Origin of the sequence: Lepagella muris, assembly GCF_004793975.1 — a bacterium.
GTDB lineage: Bacteria > Bacteroidota > Bacteroidia > Bacteroidales > Muribaculaceae > Lepagella > Lepagella muris.
Genome location: NZ_SRYB01000097.1, coordinates 1 through 345, shown reverse-complemented (window position 1 = coordinate 345; position 345 = coordinate 1). Strand labels below are relative to the sequence as shown.

Here is a 345-nt window from a genome sequence, read left to right as displayed (position 1 = left end):
AATCAATCGCGATGGACAACATTGACTTCAAATATGACCCTCACGCACTGAAGAATACACTGGAGGGTATATCGTTTGATATTCCGGAGGGGAAGGTGACAGCTATTGTCGGTGCATCCGGAAGCGGAAAAACCACGTTGATAAAACTCATGCTGGGTTACTATCCTGTCATGTCTGGAAGCATCTCGATAGCGGGACGCAATATAAACGAGTACAACCTCAAATGGTGGCGCCGTCACTGCGGAGTGGTGATGCAGGACGGGGTGATATTCTCCGAGTCAATTGCGAGGAACATTGCCGTGGATGACAATGAGATTGATCCGGAACGTCTGCGAGAGGCGGCAC

At 49.9% G+C, this 345-nt stretch carries 1 protein-coding gene; it reads left to right on the top strand.

Annotation, left to right across the window (positions count from 1 at the left end; translation table 11 throughout):
* Positions 1 to 345 (top strand): ATP-binding cassette domain-containing protein (locus tag E5331_RS20150; protein WP_136013301.1); only part of this gene is annotated, 345 nt, incomplete at both ends.